A 15,120-nucleotide genomic window follows, 5' to 3' on the forward strand; every position below is an offset into this window, starting at 1 on the left:
CGGCTTAACTGATTTTTCGGCTTTTCGCTTCATCCTGCCTGAAACTGCGCGAATGAATCGGAGGATCGTATGAGTTTGGAAATGCAGGTCTCCGCGCCGGGGGTCAAAGGCTTCATGACAAGCTATCTTGAGGCACTTGCTCTGGTTGAGCGGCTTCATCGTTTGTTGTTGGACGTTATCAAAGATGAGTTTGAACGGGTCGGTGTTCTTGAGATCAACGCGGTTCAAGGGTTGCTTTTGTTCAATATCGGAGATCATGAGGTTACCGCTGGTGAATTGAAAAGCCGCGGCTACTATCAAGGCAGCAATGTCAGCTACAACCTCAAAAAATTGGTCGAGATGGGGTATATGCACCACCAGCGTTGCGAAATAGACCGCCGATCGGTGCGTGTCCGGTTGACGCCACAGGGCCGCGAAATCCGCGATATCGTCTCCGAGCTGTTTTCGAGACATGCCGAAGGCCTACAATCGCGCGGCGTGCTTGGACAGGAAGGGATCGAAGACATTACCGGAGCATTGCGGCGGGTAGAACGGTATTGGACGGATCAGATCCGCTATATCTACTGATGCTCGGTCGGCCTCCGTCCCGCATCCGATAGGGTCAGGCCTTCAAGTTCGCGGATCAGTTTACGGGTCATTGCTTCTTCGTAATCGTCAAAGCCCAGGGCAACCTCGACAAAGGCGCCGGGGCCAAGGATGACCCATGCTTTGAAATAGGCCAGCAGCTCTCCGACCTGAACATAGCGGGTGCTACCGATGTCACGGTCGTCGGCACCGATGACCAGTCCATTGACCGTGATACCGTCGCCAGAGAGCGTCTGTTTCGCATTTCTTGGATGCAGGCCGATATTGTGCTTTCCGTCCCCCGACAGATCCAATGTCCGCTTCCAGCAATCGGGTTGCTGGCCCAAAAGCTCGGCACCGAACAGCATGGCGGACCCGACGGCGGTTCCTTGCGGAGCGCCGCTGCGTTTCACATGGTCGAGCAGGGTGGCTATGCGCTCCAGATCGAGGTCCGATTGTACTGCGGTCCAGCTCAATAACAGGCGTTGGTGGCCGGGTTCGCTCCACTCATAAATCGCGATGTGTACCGGGTTTGCTGTGTTTGAAAGAAAGAGTTGCTTAATCTCGGGCCTGCGCAAAGCACCTGCCAAGCCGCCAAGCTGCAACCGGTATTCCGAGCTGTCGACTGATCCCGACACATCCAGGCCCAAAGCCAAAGCATGGCGGCATTCTGATGCCGCAGAGGTGGCCAATATGCTGACTATCGTTGCAAGCGCACGTATCATCGCTGGCCGGGGCCCGACAATGCACCGATCTGCATACCTTTTAGTTCGCGTTCAAGTTTGCGCCGCATGGCGCGTTCGAAATCCTGGAACCCGTCGGCGATTTCCAGAAACGCCCCGGGGCCGTACAGGACATTGTTTTCAAAGAAGGGAATCAGGTACAGCTCGCCTTCGAAGTCGGCGGCATTAATGACTAGGCCATTCACAATCGTATTCTCAAAGGGAAAATGCCGATAGGCGGAATCCGGGCCATATCCATCGTTGTTCGAACCGTCACCTGACAGATCAATGGTTTGAAAAAGACATGTCGGGGCCTGCTGCATCAGCGTCGCCCCAAAGGCTAGCGCATACCCCATCGCCGTGGCCGAGTCGCTGTCTGATCGGACCGATTGCTGTATCGTGGTCGCTGCCACCAGCAAATCGGTCTGCGTGTTGATCATCGTCCAGCCCAGTATGATGTGCTGAACGTCCCGGCCGCTCCATTCATAAACAGCCAGCGCGACCGGCATCGACGAGGAAAAGAAGGCCTCGGTCACCTCGGGGGCAACCAACGCTGCGGCAAGGCCCTGCCTTTGCAGCGCGTCCTCTTCTGCGCTTACCGATGTTGAAATGTCCATTGCCAGCGCAAGCGCAAGGCGACAGGGCTCGGCCCGCAGGGGGCTGGCTAAAAAGGCTAGGCCCAGTGTGATCAACCAGCGGATCACCAGTGCCCGGTGCTTTCCATGCTGGCCCAGGGTTCGGCCGGTTCCAGTGCATCACCGTTTTGTAGCAACTCGACCGAGATATTGTCGGGTGACCGCACAAACGCCATTCGGCCGTCGCGCGGTGGCCGGTTGATCACGACTCCATTGTCCTGCAGGTGCTGGCAGGTTTCATAAATATTGTCGACTCCATAGGCGAGATGGCCGAAATGGCGGCTGTCGTTGGGCAGATCGTCATCCCCATCCCAGTTATAGGTCAACTCGATTGGTCGATCCTCTTGCCCAGCGGGAGCCATGAAGATCAGGGAAAACCGCCCCTGTTCGCTGTCATAGCGGCGCGTTTCCTTAAGGCCCAGCAACTTGTAAAACGCCATGGATTTGTCCAGGTCCTTCACGCGAACCATGGTGTGGAGGTAAGTTAGCCCCATTGCGGGTTCCTTTCTGTTCCGGTGATGCCCTGCACCTTAGCGCGCGTACATCACGTGTCGAGAGGCCGCGCGGACACAATTCTGAAAATGCAAATGTGGGCGCACATATCGCGGTTCCTGTCTTTTGATTGGCGATATATAGTGGCAGGCGACTCATTGCTGGAAAGGAAATTTCATGCCGCTGTCCTCTGACCAACTGGCCGAGATCGAAGCGCAACGGGCGCAATCGCATCCAACACGCCGTGTTGTAGCTGCGGGGATGGAGGAACACCTGTACACGGCGCATCAGGTTCTGGACCACGGTTTTGTGCGCGTGATCGACTATATGGGTGATGACGCTGCGATTTGTCAGGCCGCACGCGTGTCCTATGGCAAGGGCACCAAATCAGTGCAAAATGACGAAGGGTTGATCCGCTATCTGATGCGGCACTGGCACTCGACCCCGTTTGAGATGTGCGAGATCAAGTTGCACGTCAAATTACCGGTTTTTGTCGCGCGACAGTGGATTCGGCACCGGACGGCGAATGTGAATGAATATTCGGCGCGCTATTCGATTTTGGACCGTGAATTCTATATCCCGGCACCCGAGCATGTGTCCGCGCAGTCCGAGATCAACAATCAGGGTCGCGGCGATACGTTGCAGGGCGAAGAAGCCGCGCGCGTCCTTGAGATACTGAAAGCTGATAGCGCGCGTTGTTATGACAATTACGAGGCGATGATGGGTCAGGACGGGCAGCAAGGGCTTGCGCGTGAACTGGCGCGGATGAACCTTCCGGCGAATATCTACACGCAATGGTACTGGAAGGTTGACCTGCACAACCTGTTCCACTTCCTGCGTCTGCGCGCGGATCCTCATGCCCAATACGAAATTCGTGTTTACGCCGATGCCATGTGCAAGATCGTCGCTGATTGGGTGCCGGCCGCCTATAAGGCGTTTGAAGATTACCGCCTGGGTGCGGTCAATCTTTCCGCGCAGATGGTCGACAGCTTGCGTCGGATGTTGGCCGGAGAGACGGTCACGCAGGAAATCTCGGGCATGACCGGGCGGGAATGGCGTGAGTTCGAGGCGATCATCAAGGAAAGCTGAGTGCGCTTGCCGTCTGTCTATACGGGGCGTCATGAAATGGTTGCGATCGTTTCATGACACTTTCAGTTTTGATCAAAACCGGTTGTCTGACCCTGTTCATGCCTTGCGTGGCACAGGCCGAGTCCCCCCATCGTCGATGGTGATTTGCGAACCCACGGCTACATGCACCAAAAACTTGCGCTCCAGTTCACCTCTGAGCGGGCAAGAGCCGGGATGTGCGATCCTGAACAACTGATGGAAGTGTGGACTAGATAATCCGGCAACTGGAAGATGGTGGTCACCTATGCGACCAGTACGTCCTGAATCGTGCCATGTGGCAAAATTGAACCACGCGCCCCGAAAGCAGCAGGGCGCGAGAATAGGCACATCACTTTCGATGGCCAACGGCCTGAAATTGGCCGTTGTCCTGATTTTCGTACCCGCAGTAACGGGATTTTACAGTGGCTTCAAATCTGAAGCCATTTGTCGGCCGTCACGTCCGTCTTCCAGTTCGTAAGCGACCTTTTGATTGTCAGCGAGTCCGGTAAGACCGGATCTTTCAACGGCCGAGATGTGAACAAATACGTCCTTGCCGCCCTCGTCAGGGGCAATAAACCCATAGCCTTTGGTGGTGTTGAACCATTTCACGGTGCCAGTTGGCATTTCCCGTGTCTCCTTCTACTTGCACGTTGTCCCACAAAATTGGTGGGGGTAGGAATTGACGTCACCACAACACATCACCGTCTCGCGCTCACGACACGGCCCGAATTACGTGTTTCGTCTTTTTCAACATTGCACGGTGAAGTAAAAAATCAAGAAATACCGGAATACACTGGCGAATTTGCCGACGACCAAAATCAATACAGGAGCAGCCCGAAAATGCGCGTTTATGGACTGAAAACATGTGATACTTGTCGTAAGGCATTGAAATCGCTTCCAGATGCAGAATTCATCGACGTCCGGGCGCAGGGCGTGCCAGCGGCGGTGCTGGCTCAGGCCCTGAATCACTTCGGCGAGGCTTTGCTCAATATTCGATCAACAACATGGCGGGGGTTAGATGCAGAGCAGCGCAAAAAAGAGCCGCTGGAGCTGTTGCAGGAACACCCCACCCTGATGAAGCGACCGCTTGTTGAGAAAGACGGTGCACTTTATCTGGGCTGGACGGCTGAAACGCAGGCAGCCCTTGGCGTTGGCTGAGTGGGTACTTATGTGGTTGGTCGCAAGCTAGAGGGTTCTAAATGCGTAACGCAGCGATGATTTTAGGGGTAGTTGCCGGTCTGATCGGCATGTTGGTCGGGTTTGTTGGCTATGGATATGTCGAGTTGATCGACAGGTTTGGCGAAATCGACGGGATTGCCGAGCAGGTGGACAATGCGCAGTTGATCCGAACCGTGGCGATCCTTGCGCCTTTATTGGCTATTGCGGGCGGGGCGATGGCACATGCCCGCGCTCTGATTGGTGGCGTGTTGCTGCTGATTTCTGCGGCTGGGATGTATTATGCGTTCGGGTTCAATGTGTTCACCATGTTCCCGGTCGCCTTTGCCGCCGTGGCGGGTCTCCTTGGGCTGGCCGCGGGTAAACCGGACGAGCCCAAGGCACATTTCTGAGTTACTTCAGGCGCAGGATGCGATCGATCGAGATCGGGCCTGCGCCGTTTATCGCGATGACCAGAAACAGGAAAGTCCACATCACGCGCTGATCCATCAAAGTAAGTGCGTTGTCGAACAGGCCTCCCAATTTGACGCCATGACCGGTCACGTCGACAATGGTCTGGACCCAAACAAACCCAATCATCCCAAGGGCTGCCACCCGGGTCAGCAGGCCGACCAGCAACAAGGCTGGCAGGACAAATTCGGCGACTGTTCCCAGAAAGATTACGACGCGTTGGAAAAAAGTCATCTGGGTTACGTCATAAAGTACGGCCTCTGCCGCTTTGGGGAAAATCTGCCCAAACGCCCCCGCTGACGGAGAGAAAATCGACCCGTCGATTTTCAGGGTGGCTGAGTTCCAGTAGTAGACAAGCAACACGGCAACAAAGACAAGACGCGCCAGGGTTGGTGTCAGCCAGTTGGCCGAGCTGTCGATCCGTCCCAGGACGTTGTTATGAAGAGAGATCAGGGCAGTCATGTTGCCAGCCTTTCAATAGTCACAGAAGTGATAGCGCCGCCCTGTAACAGCAGCGCCAGAGTGGCCCCAAGATCAAAATCCGGGGTGGTTTCGGTAGTGTTTTCAAATGCCTGTCCGATTGTGTTTCCGGCCTTCATCGCGGCGATCCAACCCGCCCCGCCTTGCGGCAGGGCCTGAGGAACAGGATCATATTCGCGGCGCGTGATCACGGTATCTTCAGCACCAGCTTGGGGTTTCGGTGCGCCGTCTTCGGTATTGAACCGCCATATCGAAAAGATGGGCCAGTCCGAGCGCAAGATTTGCATCGAAGGTGCGAATTCCAATCGGGCCCGGAACAGATCTTCGGGTGGCACGGCTAACGCGTCGTCCGACGCTGGCACGCTGTCCGCCGCGTGGTAAGATCGGCGAAGGGCCAGTTCCAGTCGCGCCACATCGGGCAGGTACCCGATATGCGACAGCTGATCCATCCCGACCAGGAAATCCGGAAACGCTTCGCCATAGAACATCATCAACGGCGAGGTTGGTGGGTGGCTGCGCAGAAAAAGCCCGGCCAACCCGTCCATGTTTTGCGAACCCAGCAACTTGGCGATAACCGGGAAAGCCTGATGCATGGCTTCGGTCAGCGAAACGGCAACATTGTTGCGATAGACACTGAAACGCCGTCCCGCCGGCTGATCCGACGCGTCTACAAGGCCCTCAGGCACCGACATGGCTGGATCCAGCAAAGCAAGGTGAAACTCTTCTTGCGACACGCTCATGCTGGAATGCGGTCCAGTGCCGCCTGGGCGCGATCGGCTTCTGCGCGCAAGACAGGCCAATCAGGGACGTCGGTATCCCATTCCACAAGAACAGGTTTTGGTCCCGATTGTTCAAGCACATAGTTCAGAAGCGCCCAAACCGGATCAACCACTTCTCGTCCGTGGCTATCGATCAGCAAGGGAAGCCCGTGGTCGTCTTCATCCTCATCATGCCCGCCAAGGTGGATCTCACCAACCTTGTCCAGCGGATAGGCGTCGATATAGCTCTGCGGTGAGAAGTCGAGATTTGTCGCCGATACGAAAACGTTGTTCACATCCAGCAAGAGCCCGCATCCGGTGCGGCCCGAAATTTCGCGCAGGAAGTCTGGTTCGGACCACGTACTTTCATCAAATGCTAGATAGCTTGACGGGTTTTCAAGCAGCATCTGTCGCCCAACGACATTCTGAACTTGGTCGATGTGATCGCAAATCCGTGCAAGGGTTGCGTCGGTATAGGGCAGGGGCAACAGATCATTCAGGAAGTGGCTGTCATGTGTCGACCAGGCCAGATGTTCGGAAAAGCTGGCGGGGTTGAGCCAGCCGACGAGGTGTTTCAAGCGGGCCAAGTGGTCTGTATCCAGCGGGCCTTCTCCGCCGATGGACAGGCCAACGCCGTGGACGGAAATCGGGAAGTGTTCCGACAAGTGCCGCAGCTGTGCCAGCGGTCGGCCACCATCGCCCATGTAGTTCTCGGCGTGGATTTCCAGCCATGCGACCGGTTGCGGGTGATCCAGAATCTGCTGGAAATGCTGAGGCTTATAGCCGACGCCTGGTGCCGCAGGCAGCCTGTTCGATCGGATTGTGCTGTCCAGCATCTGGTAACCTCGCGGTCTTGAAAAAAGAGGCGGGCGATTCTTGCCCGCCCCTCAGATTTGGCAAAAACTCAGGCTTATGCCGGCAGGTCGCGCTCCAGCGGCTCGAGCGATCCCTTGCGGGCAGCGCCGTCAGCTGACTGAGGCAGGTCGATATCGGCGCAGGTGCCGGCATCTACCAGCGTCCAGGCATTGCCCTGATAATCAACAGTCGAGGTGCCCGCGCACGTGGTGCCAGGACCGGCGGCACAATCATTCTGACCGGCCAGAGAAACGCCATAGCACTTTTCTTTGGCTTGTGCGGATGCGGTTGTGGCCATGCCTGAAACGGCTGCGGCTACGGCGCTTGCGATGACAAGGGATTTAGCGGTGTTCGACATCTCGGTTATCCTTTTGATGACTGCGTATGTCTGTGTTCGACAATGACAAAGGTAATGGGTTGCAGGTCACAGTTGAATTCACGAGCCTGTGTCTCACGAGCCCGTCAATGACTGTCATGACATCTTGCAAACTAATAGTTTGTTTTAGAAGAGATAAAACGCAAATGTTTCAATCCGGCCCCTCAGAGAGGGCCGGATTTTGTGCAATTTGCCGCTGATTGTTACAGCAGGTCGGGCGGCGTAGCGGCCCGCGACAGTTCATTTGTTACAGCCTCAAGCGGCTGCACTTGTGTCTGTTTCTCACCAAGACGACGGACACTGACCGTGCGGTCCTCAACTTCACGGTGACCGACGGCCAGAATGACCGGAACTTTGCCGACCGAGTGTTCACGAACCTTATAGTTGATCTTTTCGTTGCGGATGTCCGCCTCGGCTCGGATACCTGCGGCCTTGAGTGTCTCAACCACTTCCTGCACGTAACCGTCAGCCTCGGAGGTGATCGAAGCGACCACGACCTGACGCGGGGCCAGCCAGAAGGGCAATTTGCCCGCGTGTTCTTCGATCAGGATGCCGATGAACCGTTCGAACGAACCCAGCGTTGCACGATGCAGCATGAAGGGGCGGTGCTTCGATCCGTCCGCGCCAATGAAATTGGCGTCCAGCCGCTCAGGCAGGTTGGGGTCCACCTGAAGGGTGCCGCATTGCCAAGTACGGCCGATCGCGTCGGTCAGGGTGAATTCAAGCTTGGGTCCGTAGAAGGCGCCTTCACCTTCGAGAAGCTCATAGTCGTATCCTGCGGCCTTGCAGGCGTCACCCAGGGCTTTTTCGACCAGATCCCAGCTTTCATCCGACCCGATGCGTTTTTCCGGGCGCGTCGAGAGCTTGATGGTCCAATCATGGAAACCGAGATCGGCATAGACCTTCGACAGAAACGCGATGAATTTTGCAGTTTCAGATTCGATCTGATCTTCGGCGCAGAAAATATGCCCATCGTCCTGGGTAAAGCCGCGCACCCGCATGATACCATGCAGCGCGCCAGAGGGTTCGTACCGCGCGCAAGACCCAAACTCGGCCATGCGCAGAGGCAGATCGCGATAGGATTTCAGACCCTGATTGAACACCTGCACGTGGCAGGGACAATTCATCGGCTTAAGGGCGTTCACGGCCTTTTCACGGGCATGTTCCTCGTCGACTTCGACGATGAACATGTTTTCCTGATACTTGTCCCAGTGGCCCGAGGCTTCCCACAATTTGCGGTCAACAACCTGCGGTGTGTTGACTTCGACATAGCCGTCACGTTCCTGCATGCGGCGCATATAGTCCTGCAGGGTGGTATAGATCTTCCAGCCATTCGGATGCCAGAAGATCTGGCCCGGAGCCTCTTCCTGCATGTGGAACAGGTTCATTTCGCGGCCCAGCTTGCGGTGGTCACGCTTGGCAGCCTCTTCCAGCATGTGCAGGTGCGCTTTTAGCTTTTCCTTGCCGGTAAAAGCCACGCCATAGATGCGTTGCAGCATCGCACGGTCGCTGTCACCGCGCCAATAGGCGCCAGCAATGCTCATTAGCTTGAACGCATCGCCCGGAACCTGGCCGGTATGCTGCAGATGCGGACCGCGACACAGGTCTTGCCAGTCGCCATGCCAGTACATGCGCAAAGGTTCATCCCCGGGGATGGCGTCGATCAGCTCGACCTTATAAGGCTCGTTATTTTTGTTATAGAAATCGATCGCGCGTTGCCGATCCCACACCTCAGTGGTCACGGCGTCGCGTTTATTGATGATTTCCTTCATCTTTTTTTCGATCTTGCCCAGATCTTCGGGTGTGAAAGGCTCGACCCGGTCAAAGTCGTAGTACCAGCCATTTTCGATGACGGGGCCGATGGTGACTTTGGTATCGGGCCAGATCTCCTGCACGGCGCGGGCCATGATATGAGCCAGGTCGTGGCGGATCAGTTCGTTTGCCTGATCTTCATCTTTCATGGTGTGCAGGGCGATTTCGGCATCAGATTCAATGGGCCATTGCAGATCCCAATGCTGGCCATTCACCGTGGCTGAGATGGCCTTTTTGGCCAGTGAGGTCGAGATGTCGGCGGCCACCTGCGCAGGGGTTACACCCACGTCATAGGATCGTGCATTGCCGTCAGGAAAAGTGAGAGAGATTGACTGTGCGTCCAAGGCCATGGCTGGCTCTCCTCGTCGGTTTGGCGCCCACTGAACGCCCGGTTGCGGGTTATGTTGTGTTCGCTTCATTTGTCAGGTGGTGGTGGACCTGTCAAGGGCCGGCGCGAGGGGCCAGCCCCTCGCGCTCCCTGAGGTTTTTTTTGCCAGATGAAGGGGGATCTTGGAATTGCACTTGGGGGTGGGGCGTGCATGATGTCGGAAAAAGAAAAGAGGGTGTCATGGCAGCGACGAATTTTCTGGAAACGGCGCAGGGACGGCGGCTGGCCTATCACAAAAGCGAGGGCACCGGGCCAACCATTGTGTTTCTGGGCGGGCTCAAATCCGATATGGAGGGCACCAAGGCGGTGCATTTGGAGGCCTGGGCGAAGGGGCGTGGCCATTCATTTCTGCGGTTCGACTATTCAGGTCACGGTGAAAGCGGGGGCACGTTCGAAGAAGGATGCATTGGTGACTGGCATGAGGATACGCTGGCCGCGATCACGGAATTGACGGATGGACCGCTGATTGTAGTCGGCTCGTCCATGGGGGGGTGGCAGGCGCTGCTGTTGGCCAAAGCGCTGCCAGATCGGATTCAGGGAATGGTGACCATCGCTGCTGCACCGGATTTTACTGAGGACGGGTATTGGGCTTCATTCTCGGAAAACCAGAAACAGGCACTGGAAACTGTTGGCCATGTCGAGCTGCCTTCGGACTATATGGAGCCATACATCGTGACCAAACGGATGATCGAAGATGGTCGCCAACATTTGGTTCTGCGCAAGCCTCTGCATATGCCTTTTCCCGTGCGGTTTTTGCAAGGTACCGAAGACACAGCGGTTTCAACCGGAACAGCAGTGCGCCTGATTGAACATGCGTTCGGGCCCGATATGCGCCTGTCATTGATCAAGCACGCCGATCATCGCTTTTCGGATGGCCCATGCCTTGGGTTGATCGAACAAGCCGTTCTCGATGTGATGGCAGCCCAATAATGCGGATATTGGGTCGCGTTTTTCTGACATTGATCGTTGCGTTTGGCCTGATCTATTGGCTTGGCCCGCGTGAGAAGGTTGATCTGGCCCCAACATTTGACGCGCGCAAATTCGGTGAAGGGGTGCAGGTCTATTTCGAAAGTGTGGAATCTGCATTCGCCGACATCATTCCGGGGGTCGAAAAGCGAGTTATTTGGCAAGAGGGCTATAAAGAGCAGCGAACACCTGTTTCGATTCTATATCTGCACGGGTTTTCGGCATCATCCGAAGAGATCCGACCGGTTCCCGATCTGCTCGCCGAAACGTTGGGCGCCAATCTGGTCTACACGCGGCTGCAGGGTCATGGTCGCGGCGGGGATGCAATGGGTGAGGCGACGGCCTCGGGTTGGATGCAGGATCTTGCTGAAGGGCTGGCTGCTGCACGGGCGGTTGGGGATAAGGTCGTGGTGATTTCGACATCAACCGGCGGCACGTTGGCAGCGGCGGCCGCACTGAATGAAGAGCTGAGCCAAAACGTTGCAGGGATCGTATTTGTTTCTCCGAATTTCGGCGTTAAAGCGGCCGGAGCATGGATACCCGGATTGCCTTGGGCGCGCATTTGGTTGCCCCTGATGATGGGTGAAACCCGGGGCGTCGCAGGGGTGAACCCGGAAATGAACAAATTCTGGTCGGCGGTCTACCCTTGGCAGGCTGTGGTGCCGATGACAGTGCTGGTGGATGTGGTCTATGCGCTGGATTTTTCAGACGCAAAGGTTCCCGCGTTGTTCTGGTTCTCGAATGAAGATCAGGTCGTGCGTGCCGACCTGACCCACGAGATTGCCAAGGCATGGGGCGCCCCTGCGTCGGTTGAGCTGGTAACAATGGGGCCCGGGGACGATCCTAATTCCCATGTGATCGCCGGGCGGTTGATGTCTCCGGGGCAGACCGACGAAGTGGTGGCTGGTATCCTGAGATGGCTGAAAACCTTGGGGATCGAGTGAGGAAGAAATAATGCGCAGACCAGGCAGTATGTGGAGCCTTGAAACCCTCGGTCGTGTGCGTCTGTCCCGTCATTTTTTCATGCGCGATTTTCTGTATTCGGAAATAGGCAATTTTCACGAAAAGCAGAATTTTCCTGACGATCCCGACCTTGCCATCGAAACCGGAAAGGCGCTTTGCGAAACCCTGCTGGACCCGCTTGAGGAGACCTTTGGCCGGATTGCCGTACGATCCGGCTATCGCTCGGCATCATTGAACCATTTCGGTAATGAAAACCGGCTGAATTGCGCGCGAAATGATAACCCGCTTGAATGTCACATCTGGGATCGCGCTGTGGGTGATGATCGGATTGCCGGGGCATCGATCGTGATCCCATGGTTTGCGGATCAATATGAGGCGGGGCGGGATTGGCGGGATTTGGCGTGGTGGATGCACGACCATCTTGAATATTCCGAAATCTGGTTCTTTCCAAAACTCTGTGCTTTCAATCTGGTCTGGAGGCCTGTGCCTTATAAGCGCATCGACAGTTATATTGCACCGCGGGGCTGCCTTCTGCGCCCAGGAGGCGCGCCTGGCGATGGTGACCTTGAGCGGCAAAAACGATATGCGGACTTCCCCGCTTTTCGCAGTATCCGCTACCCCTGAACTTTAACTTGCCGAACCATACAAAACCTCTCATCCTGAAACTAATGACGACGATTTGAGTGACTTTTCCAAAGGAGGCGTTGTTTGATCGAGCCGTTGGTTCTTTTGCCCGGTTTGATGTGTGATGCGCGGGTATTTGAGCATCAGATGCGCGCCCTGTCACGTGATCGCGCCGTGACGGTCGCTTCGGTTTCGACTGCTGAACGGATTGAAGAGATCGCGCGGGGCCTATTGGTTCAGTTGCCACAACGCTTTGCATTGGCGGGCCTAAGCCTGGGCGCAGTAGTCGCTTTGGAAATTGTCCGATATGCACCCGAGAGGGTGTCGCGCTTGTGTCTGATGGCTTCGGATGCGCATTCGGAATCGCCCCAGACCGCAGCCGCGCGGGAGGAGCTGTTGGTCGCCGCCAAGATGGGTCGGTTAGAGGAAGTGATGCGTCGGCTGATTGGATCGGATTCGCTGGCCCCGGGGCCTCGACGTATTCCCATTCTTGCTGATGTCATCTCGATGGCGTTGGATTTGGGCCCGCAGGTGTTCGAGCGTCAGATTCGCGCGCTGCAGCGTCGCCCGGACCAGCAGGGCAACCTGCGCCGGATCACGGCCCCGACTTTGGTGCTATGCGGGGCGCATGACACAGTTGTTCCGGTGCGAAGGCATGCGTTCATGGCGGACCTGATCCCAAATGCAGAATTGCACGTCATCAAGGATGCAGGACATTTGCCTACGTTGGAATCGCCTGAAAATGTCACCGAGGCGCTGAAGACCTGGCTCAGCGTGAAGCCTGCGCTGGATTACGTGTAGAGCGCTTTACGCTGTTCTTTGCTTAGAATGACCGGGGTTGAGATCGTCTGGCCCGTATTCTGATCAAAGAACGGGGTGTCCCTCCAGCTGCCAGAAAGCCGGGATTTTAGTACCCGCGTAACAATCCCGGCGACAGCGTAACCCAGTCGCTTGTGTTTGTGTTTTCCATCGGCCTGCGGAATGAACCCTTGGGTCGTAACCGGCCCTAAACAGTCCGGATCGGAAACTCGTTTCACATCAAAGCCCGCAAACGGAAATTTTGGAGTATTTGATGTCGTCGCCAGCGGTGCATTGCAGCAGCTGGCATACCAGCGCAGCATCCCCTTGGGGCCAAGGCGCATCGCGGCCAGGTGTTCGATGCCGCCGTCGATCCTGATTTCTTCAGGGGCCATTTGGAAAATGCCCACCGGTTCCGGCGCAGGATCCGGTTGCCCGAAATATATCTGCGCGGCCCGGCAATCACGGCAAAAGCAGACTACATGCGTTCCGTACTGAACGCCTCTGGCTGTAATGCTGCCAAAGAGTTTTCCACAGTTGCAGGCGAAAGCCGTCTGTTTGGCGACTTTCTTTCCCATCGGCGTTAGGCCACTTTGTTGCGGTTGGCCGCTTTGCGCGAGGGTTTGCGGGCGTTGGCGTTCATAAATTCGATCACCAATGGGCGGATATTGTCGCGCCAGCTGCGGCCGGCGAAGATGCCATAGTGACCTGCGCCAGGTTCGACATGGCTGGCTTTTTTCGAATCCGGCAGCCCTGTACACAGCTCGAGCGCAGCAATGCACTGGCCAGGGGCCGAGATGTCGTCATTCGCACCTTCGACTGTTTTGACAGCAACGTTTGTAATTTTGCCGATATCCACCTTGTGCCCTGCAACAACAAACTCGTTGCGCGCGATTTCGCGGTTTTTGAAGACACGTTCGACGGTCGAAAGGTAGAACTCGGCGGTCATGTCCATGACGGCGAGGTATTCATCGTAGAATCTGTTATGGGCATCGTGATCCGAAGCCTCGTCCCGCATAACCCTCTGGATCTGCTCGGAAAACGCCTGAGAATGCCGGTCCGAATTCATCGACATGAACGAGGCCAGCTGCAGCAGGCCGGGATACACCATGCGCCCGACGCCCTTATACTTGAAGCCGACGCGCTGAATCATGGTTTCTTCCAGCTGCCCCATTGTCACGCGGCGGCCAAAATCAGTCACGTCGGTAGGTGTGGCATCCGGGTCAACAGGTCCGCCGATCAATGTCAGCGTGCTGGGTTGGGCTTTGGGTTCGACCTCGGCCAGATAGGCTGTGGCGGCCAGAGTCAGCGGCGCCGGTTGGCAGACGGCTACAACGTGGGTGTCCGGTCCCAATTCTTTCATGAAATCGACAAGGTAAAGTGTATAATCCTCTACATCAAACTTACCTTCGGACACGGGGATATCGCGCGCATTATGCCAGTCTGTGATATAAACTTCGCAATTCACCAAGAGGCTTTTTACGGTGGACCGAAGCAAAGTGGCGTAATGTCCAGACATCGGGGCTACCAACAGCACCTTGCGGGGCTGTTCGGCGCGGCCATTGACACGAATATGTATCAAGTCACCAAAAGGGCGTTCGATCACCGGGACAATATCGACCAGATGATCCTTGCCGTCTTCGCAAGTGAATGTACGGATTCCCCAGTCGGGTTTTACAACCATGCGCTGGAACGTCCGCTCAGTCACCTCGCCCCAGGCGGCCATCATGCTGAACGCAGGGTTGGGCACCATCGAAAACAGCGGATAAGAAGCCATGGCACTTGCCGTAGCACCCATCCACTGATTGGTGTTGCGCATCGTTTCCATCAGATCGTAGGTCATCATGTAGCGCATGAAATGGGCCTCCTGAGTGTCAGCCTGATAATTCGGACCATTCGTCGCTTTGCCCCCCGACGCCCACGACGTTATTCTGCATAGCAGCGAGGTTAGGGT

19 protein-coding genes are annotated in these 15,120 nt (G+C 56.1%); 8 read left to right on the forward strand and 11 right to left on the reverse strand.

Features of this window, described 5'->3' with window-relative positions; genetic code table 11:
• The first annotated feature begins 69 nt into the window (after positions 1 to 69).
• Positions 70 to 567 (forward strand): MarR family winged helix-turn-helix transcriptional regulator, encoded by a 498-nt coding sequence (locus AC2FIP_RS00725; RefSeq protein ID WP_496700587.1) that lies wholly within the window; start codon positions 70 to 72, stop codon positions 565 to 567.
• Here the strand turns inward: AC2FIP_RS00725 and AC2FIP_RS00730 are convergent.
• The 3 genes from AC2FIP_RS00730 to AC2FIP_RS00740 are packed head-to-tail and all read right to left on the reverse strand — an operon-like array spanning position 561 to position 2,415.
• A complete protein-coding gene (locus AC2FIP_RS00730; protein ID WP_496784828.1) occupies positions 561 to 1,289 on the reverse strand; it encodes a DUF1194 domain-containing protein in 729 nt (242 codons plus the stop codon). The genes AC2FIP_RS00725 and AC2FIP_RS00730 overlap by 7 nt on opposite strands.
• On the reverse strand, positions 1,286 to 1,990 hold the full coding sequence (locus tag AC2FIP_RS00735) for a DUF1194 domain-containing protein (RefSeq protein ID WP_281994409.1): 705 nt from the start codon (positions 1,988 to 1,990) through the stop codon (positions 1,286 to 1,288). The genes AC2FIP_RS00730 and AC2FIP_RS00735 overlap by 4 nt, the downstream gene beginning before the upstream one ends.
• On the reverse strand, positions 1,987 to 2,415 hold the full coding sequence (locus AC2FIP_RS00740) for a VOC family protein (protein ID WP_142632976.1): 429 nt from the start codon (positions 2,413 to 2,415) through the stop codon (positions 1,987 to 1,989). Before AC2FIP_RS00740 ends, AC2FIP_RS00735 begins: the two co-directional genes overlap by 4 nt.
• 175 nt (positions 2,416 to 2,590) lie before the next feature.
• Between AC2FIP_RS00740 and thyX the strand changes: the two genes are divergently transcribed.
• Entirely contained in the window at positions 2,591 to 3,502 is a 912-nt protein-coding gene (thyX, locus tag AC2FIP_RS00745; protein ID WP_496784829.1) for an FAD-dependent thymidylate synthase, read from the forward strand.
• A gap of 435 nt (positions 3,503 to 3,937) precedes the next feature.
• On the opposite strand, the gene AC2FIP_RS00750 is transcribed toward thyX, so the two are convergent.
• Entirely contained in the window at positions 3,938 to 4,144 is a 207-nt protein-coding gene (locus tag AC2FIP_RS00750; RefSeq protein ID WP_142632979.1) for a cold-shock protein, read from the reverse strand.
• 216 nt (positions 4,145 to 4,360) lie between these two features.
• Here AC2FIP_RS00750 and AC2FIP_RS00755 point away from each other — a divergent pair, with 216 nt between their 5' ends.
• The gene (locus AC2FIP_RS00755; RefSeq protein ID WP_496785781.1) at positions 4,361 to 4,678 is read left to right on the forward strand and encodes an ArsC/Spx/MgsR family protein; all 318 of its coding nucleotides are present in this window, start codon (positions 4,361 to 4,363) and stop codon (positions 4,676 to 4,678) included.
• A 41-nt stretch (positions 4,679 to 4,719) separates the two neighbouring features.
• Positions 4,720 to 5,088, forward strand: coding sequence for a hypothetical protein (locus tag AC2FIP_RS00760; protein ID WP_496784830.1), 369 nt, complete (start codon positions 4,720 to 4,722; stop codon positions 5,086 to 5,088).
• A gap of 1 nt (position 5,089) precedes the next feature.
• On the opposite strand, the gene AC2FIP_RS00765 is transcribed toward AC2FIP_RS00760, so the two are convergent.
• The 5 genes from AC2FIP_RS00765 to thrS form a co-directional block, all read right to left on the reverse strand.
• Positions 5,090 to 5,608: a hypothetical protein gene (locus tag AC2FIP_RS00765; protein ID WP_496695928.1), complete on the reverse strand. Its 519-nt coding sequence runs from the start codon at positions 5,606 to 5,608 to the stop codon at positions 5,090 to 5,092.
• Positions 5,605 to 6,366 (reverse strand): HvfC/BufC family peptide modification chaperone, encoded by a 762-nt coding sequence (locus tag AC2FIP_RS00770; RefSeq protein ID WP_496784832.1) that lies wholly within the window; start codon positions 6,364 to 6,366, stop codon positions 5,605 to 5,607. Before AC2FIP_RS00770 ends, AC2FIP_RS00765 begins: the two co-directional genes overlap by 4 nt.
• Positions 6,363 to 7,220: an MNIO family bufferin maturase gene (gene bufB / locus AC2FIP_RS00775; protein WP_496695924.1), complete on the reverse strand. Its 858-nt coding sequence runs from the start codon at positions 7,218 to 7,220 to the stop codon at positions 6,363 to 6,365. The genes AC2FIP_RS00770 and bufB overlap by 4 nt, the downstream gene beginning before the upstream one ends.
• A gap of 74 nt (positions 7,221 to 7,294) precedes the next feature.
• Complete coding sequence (locus AC2FIP_RS00780) at positions 7,295 to 7,597, reverse strand: BufA1 family periplasmic bufferin-type metallophore (protein WP_142632987.1); 303 nt, start codon at positions 7,595 to 7,597, stop codon at positions 7,295 to 7,297.
• 221 nt (positions 7,598 to 7,818) lie between these two features.
• Positions 7,819 to 9,777, reverse strand: coding sequence for a threonine--tRNA ligase (thrS, locus tag AC2FIP_RS00785; RefSeq protein WP_496784833.1), 1,959 nt, complete (start codon positions 9,775 to 9,777; stop codon positions 7,819 to 7,821).
• A gap of 218 nt (positions 9,778 to 9,995) precedes the next feature.
• Here thrS and AC2FIP_RS00790 point away from each other — a divergent pair, with 218 nt between their 5' ends.
• From AC2FIP_RS00790 to AC2FIP_RS00805, 4 genes are all read left to right on the forward strand, one after another.
• Entirely contained in the window at positions 9,996 to 10,745 is a 750-nt protein-coding gene (locus AC2FIP_RS00790; RefSeq protein WP_496710259.1) for an alpha/beta fold hydrolase, read from the forward strand.
• Positions 10,745 to 11,725 carry an alpha/beta hydrolase gene (locus AC2FIP_RS00795; protein ID WP_496695919.1) on the forward strand — a complete coding sequence of 327 codons (981 nt, stop codon included), beginning with the start codon at positions 10,745 to 10,747 and terminating at the stop codon, positions 11,723 to 11,725. The genes AC2FIP_RS00790 and AC2FIP_RS00795 overlap by 1 nt, the downstream gene beginning before the upstream one ends.
• Before the next feature lie 28 nt (positions 11,726 to 11,753).
• Complete coding sequence (locus tag AC2FIP_RS00800; RefSeq protein WP_496692460.1) at positions 11,754 to 12,368, forward strand: hypothetical protein; 615 nt, start codon at positions 11,754 to 11,756, stop codon at positions 12,366 to 12,368.
• An 84-nt stretch (positions 12,369 to 12,452) separates the two neighbouring features.
• Positions 12,453 to 13,169, forward strand: coding sequence for an alpha/beta fold hydrolase (locus tag AC2FIP_RS00805; protein ID WP_496784834.1), 717 nt, complete (start codon positions 12,453 to 12,455; stop codon positions 13,167 to 13,169).
• Here AC2FIP_RS00805 and AC2FIP_RS00810 read toward each other — a convergent pair.
• Positions 13,160 to 13,744: a DUF6151 family protein gene (locus AC2FIP_RS00810; protein WP_496784835.1), complete on the reverse strand. Its 585-nt coding sequence runs from the start codon at positions 13,742 to 13,744 to the stop codon at positions 13,160 to 13,162. The two genes, AC2FIP_RS00805 and AC2FIP_RS00810, sit on opposite strands and share 10 nt — an antisense overlap.
• Positions 13,745 to 13,749: 5 nt before the next feature.
• A complete protein-coding gene (gene phaZ, locus AC2FIP_RS00815) occupies positions 13,750 to 15,021 on the reverse strand; it encodes a polyhydroxyalkanoate depolymerase (RefSeq protein ID WP_271947865.1) in 1,272 nt (423 codons plus the stop codon).
• Between the last annotated feature and the right edge of the window lie 99 nt (positions 15,022 to 15,120).

This window comes from Ruegeria sp. CDSB114 (assembly GCF_059611025.1).

Coding starts and splice junctions, on each gene's coding strand:
- AC2FIP_RS00725 (WP_496700587.1), top strand. CDS start 70: ATGAGTTTGGAAATGCAGGTCTCCGCGCCGGGGGTCAAAGGCTTCATG.
- AC2FIP_RS00730 (WP_496784828.1), bottom strand. CDS start 1,289: ATGATACGTGCGCTTGCAACGATAGTCAGCATATTGGCCACCTCTGCG.
- AC2FIP_RS00740 (WP_142632976.1), bottom strand. CDS start 2,415: ATGGGGCTAACTTACCTCCACACCATGGTTCGCGTGAAGGACCTGGAC.
- thyX (WP_496784829.1), top strand. CDS start 2,591: ATGCCGCTGTCCTCTGACCAACTGGCCGAGATCGAAGCGCAACGGGCG.
- AC2FIP_RS00750 (WP_142632979.1), bottom strand. CDS start 4,144: ATGCCAACTGGCACCGTGAAATGGTTCAACACCACCAAAGGCTATGGG.
- AC2FIP_RS00755 (WP_496785781.1), top strand. CDS start 4,361: ATGCGCGTTTATGGACTGAAAACATGTGATACTTGTCGTAAGGCATTG.
- AC2FIP_RS00760 (WP_496784830.1), top strand. CDS start 4,720: ATGCGTAACGCAGCGATGATTTTAGGGGTAGTTGCCGGTCTGATCGGC.
- AC2FIP_RS00765 (WP_496695928.1), bottom strand. CDS start 5,608: ATGACTGCCCTGATCTCTCTTCATAACAACGTCCTGGGACGGATCGAC.
- AC2FIP_RS00770 (WP_496784832.1), bottom strand. CDS start 6,366: ATGAGCGTGTCGCAAGAAGAGTTTCACCTTGCTTTGCTGGATCCAGCC.
- bufB (WP_496695924.1), bottom strand. CDS start 7,220: ATGCTGGACAGCACAATCCGATCGAACAGGCTGCCTGCGGCACCAGGC.
- AC2FIP_RS00780 (WP_142632987.1), bottom strand. CDS start 7,597: ATGTCGAACACCGCTAAATCCCTTGTCATCGCAAGCGCCGTAGCCGCA.
- thrS (WP_496784833.1), bottom strand. CDS start 9,777: ATGGCCTTGGACGCACAGTCAATCTCTCTCACTTTTCCTGACGGCAAT.
- AC2FIP_RS00790 (WP_496710259.1), top strand. CDS start 9,996: ATGGCAGCGACGAATTTTCTGGAAACGGCGCAGGGACGGCGGCTGGCC.
- AC2FIP_RS00795 (WP_496695919.1), top strand. CDS start 10,745: ATGCGGATATTGGGTCGCGTTTTTCTGACATTGATCGTTGCGTTTGGC.
- AC2FIP_RS00800 (WP_496692460.1), top strand. CDS start 11,754: ATGTGGAGCCTTGAAACCCTCGGTCGTGTGCGTCTGTCCCGTCATTTT.
- AC2FIP_RS00810 (WP_496784835.1), bottom strand. CDS start 13,744: ATGGGAAAGAAAGTCGCCAAACAGACGGCTTTCGCCTGCAACTGTGGA.
- phaZ (WP_271947865.1), bottom strand. CDS start 15,021: ATGCGCTACATGATGACCTACGATCTGATGGAAACGATGCGCAACACC.